Below are 7,436 nucleotides of genomic sequence, written 5' to 3' on the forward strand. Positions count from 1 at the left end.
AACATAGCCGGCCGTCAGGCGCCCTACGTTGATCGCCATCAATTCGATGATTGCCTGCCGCATCGGTTAGACTTGCCGACTTTCCTCGTATCAAGAAGCCCGTTCATGGCCCAGCCGTCCACTACCTATAAATTCGAACTGAACCTCACCGACCTCGATCGCAGTGTCTACGAGAGCGTAAAGCAGACCATCGCCCGTCATCCTTCGGAGACCGAAGAACGCATGACCGTGCGGCTGCTGGCCTACGCGCTCTGGTACAACGAGCAGTTGTCGTTTGGCCGTGGTCTGTCGGATGTGGATGAACCTGCCCTGTGGGAAAAAAGCCTGGACGACCGTGTCCTGCACTGGATCGAAGTCGGCCAGCCTGACGCCGATCGCCTGACCTGGTGCTCGCGTCGCACCGAGCGTACCAGTCTGCTGGCCTACGGCAGCCTGCGCGTGTGGGAAACCAAGGTGATCCCGGCGATCAAGAACCTGAAGAACGTCAACATCGCTTCGGTCCCGCAGGAAGTGCTGGAAACCCTCGCCAAGGACATGCCCCGCGTCATCAAGTGGGACGTGATGATCAGTGAAGGGACAATCTTCGTCACTGATGATCGTGGTCAGCACGAAGTCCAGTTGCAATGGTTGCAAGGTGAACGCGGCTGAGTCGCGGCACTGCTGATATTTCCCACGTATTGAAGAGAAGTCTCCGTCACCCCATGCGTATCGAACCTCGCCAACTGCCTGCCACGCTGCCATTCCTCGGTGATCTGCCGCCGCTCCTGACCCGCCTTTACGCGGCGCGGGGCGTGCAATCGGAGGCGGAACTGGACAAGAGTCTGGCGCGGCTGATTCCGTTTCAGCAGCTCAAGGGCATCGATGCGGCAGTGGATTTGCTGGTGACAGCATTGGAGCAGCGCCAGCGCATTTTGATCGTGGGCGACTTCGATGCGGACGGCGCCACCGCCAGCACCGTCGGGGTGCTCGGTTTACGCCTGCTGGGCGCGGCCCATGTCGATTATCTGGTGCCAAACCGCTTCGAATATGGCTATGGCCTGACCCCGGAAATCGTCGAAGTGGCGCTCACCCGCGAGCCGCAGTTGCTGATCACGGTCGACAACGGCATCTCCAGCGTTGAAGGCGTCGCGGCGGCAAAGCGTGCGGGGCTCAAAGTGCTGATCACCGACCATCACTTGCCCGGCGATGAGCTGCCGCAGGCCGATGCGCTGGTCAATCCAAACCAGCCGGGCTGCGAATTTCCGAGCAAGGCGCTGGCCGGTGTCGGGGTGATTTTCTATGTATTGATGGCGTTGCGCGCGCGCCTGCGCAGCCTCGGCTGGTACGAGAGCAGGCCGCAGCCGAACATCGGTGAACTGCTGGATCTGGTCGCGCTGGGCAGCGTGGCCGACGTGGTGCCGCTGGATGCCAACAATCGCATCCTCGTACACCAGGGCCTGGAGCGGATTCGTGCAGGACGGGCGCGGCCGGGCATCAAAGCAATCCTTGAAGTGGCCAAGCGTGACGCTGCGCGGATTACCTCCACCGATCTCGGTTTTATCGTCGGCCCGCGTCTGAACGCGGCGGGGCGTCTGGACGACATGAGTCTGGGCATCGAGTGCCTGCTCACGGCAGACGCCAACATGGCCCGGGAGATGGCCGCGCAACTGGACGGCATGAACCAGGACCGCAAATCCATCGAACAGGGCATGCAGCGTGAAGCGCTGGCCCAGCTCAAGGACTTGCCGGTTGAGTCGATGCCGTTCGGCCTGTGCCTGTTTGATCCGGAATGGCATCAGGGCGTTATCGGCATCCTCGCGTCGCGCATGAAAGAGCGCTATTTCCGTCCGACTATCGCCTTCGCCGATGCCGGTGATGGTCTGCTCAAGGGTTCCGGGCGTTCGGTGCAGGGCTTCCATATTCGTGACGCGTTGAGCGTAGTGGCAGCGCAGCATCCGAATCTGATCGCCAAGTACGGGGGCCACGCGATGGCGGCCGGTCTGACTTTGCCGCAGGAGAACTTTGCGCTGTTTGCCGAGGCGTTTGACGCTGAGGTGCGTAGGCAACTTCGCGAGGAAGACCTCACTGGGCGCATGCTCTCGGACGGCACGCTGGCGGTCGAGGAGTTCCACCTTGAACTCGCTCGCGCTCTGCGCCACGCCGGGCCATGGGGGCAGCACTTTCCGGAGCCGCTGTTCCATGGCGTGTTCCAGTTGGTCGAGCAGAGGGTGGTTGGCGAACGCCACCTCAAAGTGGTGCTGAAAAGCGAATGTGGCTCAGTGAAACTCGACGGCATTGCGTTCGGTATCGACCGGGATATCTGGCCGAACCCGACCATTCAATGGGTTGAGCTGGCTTACAAACTCGACGTCAACGAATTCCGCGGCAACGAGACGGTGCAATTGATGATTGCCCATATCGAACCGCGCTGAACCCTGATTGCTTTTGTGGCGAGGGAGCAAGCTCGCTCGCCACAGGTTCGGTGCCACTCAAAGAAAACGTCTTGAACCCTCCTTTCCCCTCGGTTGTCAACTAGGCTCTAAACACTGCTTGATTGGCCTTGTGACGTCTTGCCGAATTTTTTGCCCGCGGGGGCGGGCGCTGCGCCCTTTCACTGTCACTCGTCGACTTTTCAAACAGAACCCTGGAGCCTGCCCACTGATTCGAGAGGTGCCCCATGAGTCTGCTGCTTGAACCTTTTACCCTTCGCCAACTGACCCTGCCCAACCGCATCGCCGTCTCGCCCATGTGCCAGTATTCGGCCGTTGACGGGCTGGCCAACGACTGGCATCTGGTGCACTTGGGCAGCCGTGCCGTGGGTGGTGCCGGTCTGGTCTTCACCGAAGCCATGGCGGTCACGGCCGACGGGCGGATCACCGCCGAAGACCTCGGCCTGTGGAACGATGAACAAATCGCCCCGCTGCAACGCATCACCCGCTTCATCACTGCCCAGGGGGCCGTCGCCGGCATTCAACTCGCGCACGCCGGACGCAAGGCCAGCACCCACCGCCCATGGATCGGCAAGCACGGCAGCGTCAAGCCTGAGGATGGCGGCTGGACCCCGGTCGGCCCGTCACCAATCGCCTTCGACCCGCAGCACACGCAACCGAAGCAACTCGATGAGGCACAGATTGCCGATGTGATTCAGGCCTTCGTCGACGCGGCCAAACGCGCGTTGACGGCGGGTTTCAGTGTGGTTGAGGTGCATGCGGCGCACGGCTATCTGCTGCATCAGTTTCTGTCGCCATTGAGCAATCAGCGTCGGGATCAGTACGGCGGTTCATTTGAAAACCGAATCCGTCTGGTGCTGGAAGTCACCGAAGCGGTGCGAGCGGTATGGCCTGAGGAGCTGCCGGTATTCGTCCGCGTCTCGGCCACCGACTGGGTAGAAGATGGCTGGAACCCGGACGAAACCGTAGAGCTGGCGCGTCGCCTGCACGCGTTGGGCGCGGATCTCATCGATGTGTCTTCGGGCGGCACCGCGGCCAATGCGGAAATTCCGGTAGGGCCTGGTTATCAAACGCGCTTCGCCGAACGTGTCCGCAAGGAGTCAGGCATCGCCACCGGTACTGTGGGAATGATTACCGAGCCCGCGCAGGCCGAGCACATTTTGCGAACGTGTCAGGCCGATATCATCTTCCTCGCCCGCGAGCTGCTGCGTGACCCGTACTGGCCGCTGCATGCCGACGATGACCTGGGAGGACGCAAAGCGGTGTGGCCTGCGCAGTACCAGCGCGCGACCCATCGTGATCAGCCGATTCATGAGTCTGATCTGCGCGATTGAGCGCGATGCCAGAAAACAAAAAGCCCCGGCCAGTGATGGTCGGGGCTTTGTTTTGCCCGATGGAATTTGCGCTGCCTGAGCAAGCCTCTTCGCGAGCAGGCTCGCTCCCACATTTGGAATATGTACCCTGTGGGAGCGAGCCTGCTCGCGAACAACGCCAGAGCGGACTTCAAACCCTCACGGATATTTACGCTTGTCCGGTGCCGGCGGGAAGTACTGGTACAACCACGTCTCGCTCAGCGTGCGGTCATTGGTGCGGATGAACAACCGCAGCTCCACCGGCTCGACGCTGTCGCTGGTCGGGTACCAGTCGAACAGAATCCGGTAACCCTTGATGTCGTCCAGCACCAACACGCTGAAGTCCTGCACCTTGCCGTGAGAGCACGTAACCACCGGCTCGATCCCCGTTCCTTGCGGCAAACGCTCCAGACCGCCACCATTGAAGTCCACGGCAAAGCGACGCGCCCAGACCGGCGGGTAATGCTCTCCCGGTGCCCAGCCTTCGACGAAGCCGCCCATGCCGGAACGGGTCGCATGCACCCGCGCCAATGGCGTGCCGACCGGGGGCAGGGCGCTCCAGTAGAGCTTGTAGCCGTAGTTCAGCGAATCCCCGGCCGCCACCGGTTTTTTCGGTGTCCAGAACGCCACGATGTTATCGAGGGTCTCGCCGGTTGTAGGAATTTCCAGCAAATCAATGGAGCCTTCGCCCCACGCGGTCGTAGGTTCTACCCACAGGCTCGGGCGTTTGCTGTACCAGTCCACGGTGTCCTGATAGTTGGCGAACTCGTGATCGGTCTGTACCAGTCCGAAGCCTTTCGGGTCCTTGTCGGCAAACGCGTTGAATTGCAGCTTCGCCGGGTTGTTCAGCGGACGGCAGATCCACTCGCCGTTGCCACGCCACATCGCCAGGCGATCCGAATCGTGGATCTGCGGGTGGATGGTGTCGCACATGCGGCGCTCGTGGGTGCCGCAACTGAACATGCTGGTCATCGGCGAAATGCCCAGTTGTTCTATGGCGGTACGCGCATTGATGTGCGCGTCGACCTCCATCACCACGCGCTCGGCCTGGCAATCGATGTCGAAGCGATAGGCACCGGTGGCGCTTGGCGAGTCGAGCAGGGCGTACACCACGAAACGCGTGGCGTTCTTGTCCGGCGTTTCGAACCAGAATTTGGTGAAGTCAGGAAACTCTTCGCGCTTCTTCGCGTAGGTATCGATCGCCAGACCGCGTGCCGAGAGGCCATATTGGCCAGTGGCATCCACCGCGCGGAAGTAGCTCGCGCCGAGGAACGACACCACGTCATGACGATCCAGTTCCGGCGCCTTGAACAGCTTGAAGCCGGCAAAACCCAGATCGCCCTTGAGCTGCTGGGTGTCGACCGAAGTGTTTTCATAGTTGAACAGCGCCGGGCGGAAATGCACCTCGCGGGCCATGCGCGTCTTCGGATCGACGCTGTACATGCGCACCGGCTGACGGAACCCCATGCCGACGTGGAAGAACTGCACGTCCAGTTGGCCCTTGTTCTCCTTCCACAACGAATGGTCGCCGTCGTAGCGAATCGCATTGAAATTTTGCGGAGTCATGGTCGCCAGCGTCGGCGGCAATACCTGCTTGGTGTCCTGATAAGCAGTGCCGGCCAGTTGCTTGGCCTGACGCTTGAGCGCTTCGAAGTCGAACGCTTGCGCCGCGCCATCGGCGGCGCCGCCATTGGCAGCCCAGGCGCGAGTGGCCAGAAGGCCTGTCGCCGACAAACCGGTGTAAGCCGCAATGGCCATGGACGCTTTGAGCAAATTCCTGCGGTGCATAGATACAACCTGTCGTGTGCAATCCCGCGCCTTTCCTGGCACGTGCTGGATCAGAAATATCGGTTTGGACATGCCTTCGGCCAAACGCAACGGACTAGTAACAGATGCCGGCTAGCTTAAACCGTTCGATTGTCGAGCAAAAATGATTGATTACAAGGCTCGATGTGGCAATGAAACAAGACATGTCAGTATTTTTTCCGACAGGACTTTCTGATTTAGACGGCATATCTGCTTTTCTCGACTAATTACTCTAAATAACCCTTTTCAGCGCCGATTTAATTTCTATTCTATAGGCATGACCGGTCGCGAGCCTTCGCGCCGGTGGGGCACACGACGCTGCTGAAAGGGGCAGGGCGATGTGGTGGTTTAGCAGTTCTTTGACGTATTAGAGAAGGACATCGTCCATGACAAAAATACAAGGCATCACCGAAATGTTGGGCATCTTTCCTTGCTTGGGCGGCGGGCGCAGAAGACGCCGCCTCAATTCCGAGGAGTTGAAATTGGTGGAGCGTTATCGAGAGCTGTCGGAGAGTGATCGAATCGCGATGCGCTATCTGGTGGACGCGATGAGGAGTGTTTCGAGGTTTTAAACCCTCAGCGGAGCAGGGGTAGGCTGTAAAGCCTGCCCTTTTTTCTTTGCTTAGCGGTTAGGGCGGTCCCACTTTGGGTGTCGAGCAACATCTGGAAGCACACTCGCTCGATGGACAAGGGCACTTTCGAACTAGGCTGAGGGCCTTATAGATCCGATAACCTTGTTTGGAGGCGGAACATGAACACCCGTGGATTGCTCGATCAATTACTCAAGTCCGGGCAGGAAATGCTGCAAAACAAGGCCGGCGGCGCGCAAAACAAATCAACCGGCGGCGGCTTGGGCGGCTTGCTCGGCGGATCTTCCGGCAGCGGCCTCGGTGGCTTGCTCTCCGGCGCGGGCGGTGGTGCATTGGCGGCCGGCGCAATGGGGTTGCTGCTCGGTAATAAAAAGGTACGCAAGGTCGGCGGCAAAGTCGCGATCTACGGCGGCCTCGCCGCGTTGGGCGTGCTGGCCTACAAGGCTTACGGCAACTACAACGCCCAAAAAGGCACCGCACCACAACGTGAACCACAAACCCTCGACCGCCTGCCACCAGCGCAAGTCGAGCAGCACAGCCAGGCGATTCTCAAAGCGTTGGTTGCTGCCGCGAAAGCCGACGGCCACATCGATGAGCGTGAGCGCGAACTGATCGAAGGCGAGTTCACAAAACTCGATAATGACCAGGAACTGCAGCACTGGCTCCACGCCGAACTCAACAAACCCCTGGACCCTACCGACGTCGCCCGCGCGGCGAGTACGCCGGAAATGGCGGCAGAAATGTACATCGCCAGTGTGATGCTGGTGGACGAGGAGAATTTCATGGAGAAGAGCTATCTGGATGAACTGGCGCGACAGTTGAAATTGGAGCCGGGGTTGAAGGTGGAGTTGGAGAAGCAGGTGCGGTTGGCGACGGTTTGATAGCGTGTTTAAGCGGGTGCCGCTGGTGTGGATGTCTGGGAAACAACCGGCGGCTTGCTGGTTGTGGTAACTGTCCCTGTGTAGCATCGCTAGCGGACGGAAGGTTCCGGGTTCACAGACGTAGCTGCGGTGTGGTGCTCGTTGCTTTCCGCGATCAGGCGTTCGCCTTGCTATAGAAATTCGGTGGTGTGGCCGTCAACGGTTTTTTTGATACGGCGGCCGAAAGCGTCGTATTTGTAGGACGCGGTGCTGCCTCCCGGCAGGCTGACGTTGCCAGTCGTAGCGGTATTCGGTGACGAGCTTCTGGCCGGTGCCGCGACGTTCACGAATCAGGTTGCCGTAGGCGTCGTAATCGTAGTGGCGGTCGCCTTGCATCAG

At 60.0% G+C, this 7,436-nt stretch carries 6 protein-coding genes and 1 pseudogene; 5 read left to right on the forward strand and 2 right to left on the reverse strand.

The window, feature by feature from the left end; all coding sequences use genetic code 11:
- Positions 1–105 precede the first annotated feature (105 nt).
- From HU727_RS17980 to HU727_RS17990, 3 genes are all read left to right on the forward strand, one after another.
- Positions 106–648 (forward strand): YaeQ family protein, encoded by a 543-nt coding sequence (locus HU727_RS17980; protein ID WP_186532859.1) that lies wholly within the window; start codon positions 106–108, stop codon positions 646–648.
- Positions 649–701: 53 nt separating this feature from the next.
- Positions 702–2,411 carry a single-stranded-DNA-specific exonuclease RecJ gene (gene recJ / locus HU727_RS17985; RefSeq protein WP_186532860.1) on the forward strand — a complete coding sequence of 570 codons (1,710 nt, stop codon included), beginning with the start codon at positions 702–704 and terminating at the stop codon, positions 2,409–2,411.
- A 245-nt stretch (positions 2,412–2,656) separates the two neighbouring features.
- Positions 2,657–3,763, forward strand: coding sequence for an NADH:flavin oxidoreductase/NADH oxidase (locus HU727_RS17990; RefSeq protein ID WP_186532861.1), 1,107 nt, complete (start codon positions 2,657–2,659; stop codon positions 3,761–3,763).
- 177 nt (positions 3,764–3,940) lie between these two features.
- On the opposite strand, the gene HU727_RS17995 is transcribed toward HU727_RS17990, so the two are convergent.
- Positions 3,941–5,569, reverse strand: a complete 1,629-nt coding sequence (locus tag HU727_RS17995; RefSeq protein ID WP_186532862.1) for a glucan biosynthesis protein D — start codon at positions 5,567–5,569, stop codon at positions 3,941–3,943.
- Between the two features lie 404 nt (positions 5,570–5,973).
- Between HU727_RS17995 and HU727_RS18000 the strand changes: the two genes are divergently transcribed.
- Positions 5,974–6,159 carry a hypothetical protein gene (locus tag HU727_RS18000; RefSeq protein ID WP_186532863.1) on the forward strand — a complete coding sequence of 62 codons (186 nt, stop codon included), beginning with the start codon at positions 5,974–5,976 and terminating at the stop codon, positions 6,157–6,159.
- A gap of 179 nt (positions 6,160–6,338) precedes the next feature.
- Complete coding sequence (locus HU727_RS18005) at positions 6,339–7,058, forward strand: tellurite resistance TerB family protein (RefSeq protein ID WP_186532864.1); 720 nt, start codon at positions 6,339–6,341, stop codon at positions 7,056–7,058.
- Between the two features lie 81 nt (positions 7,059–7,139).
- Here HU727_RS18005 and HU727_RS18010 read toward each other — a convergent pair.
- Positions 7,140–7,436: pseudogene (locus tag HU727_RS18010) on the reverse strand (RHS repeat-associated core domain-containing protein); the annotation flags it as partial.

Source organism: Pseudomonas khorasanensis, from assembly GCF_014268505.2.
In the GTDB taxonomy this organism is placed as follows: domain Bacteria; phylum Pseudomonadota; class Gammaproteobacteria; order Pseudomonadales; family Pseudomonadaceae; genus Aquipseudomonas; species Aquipseudomonas khorasanensis.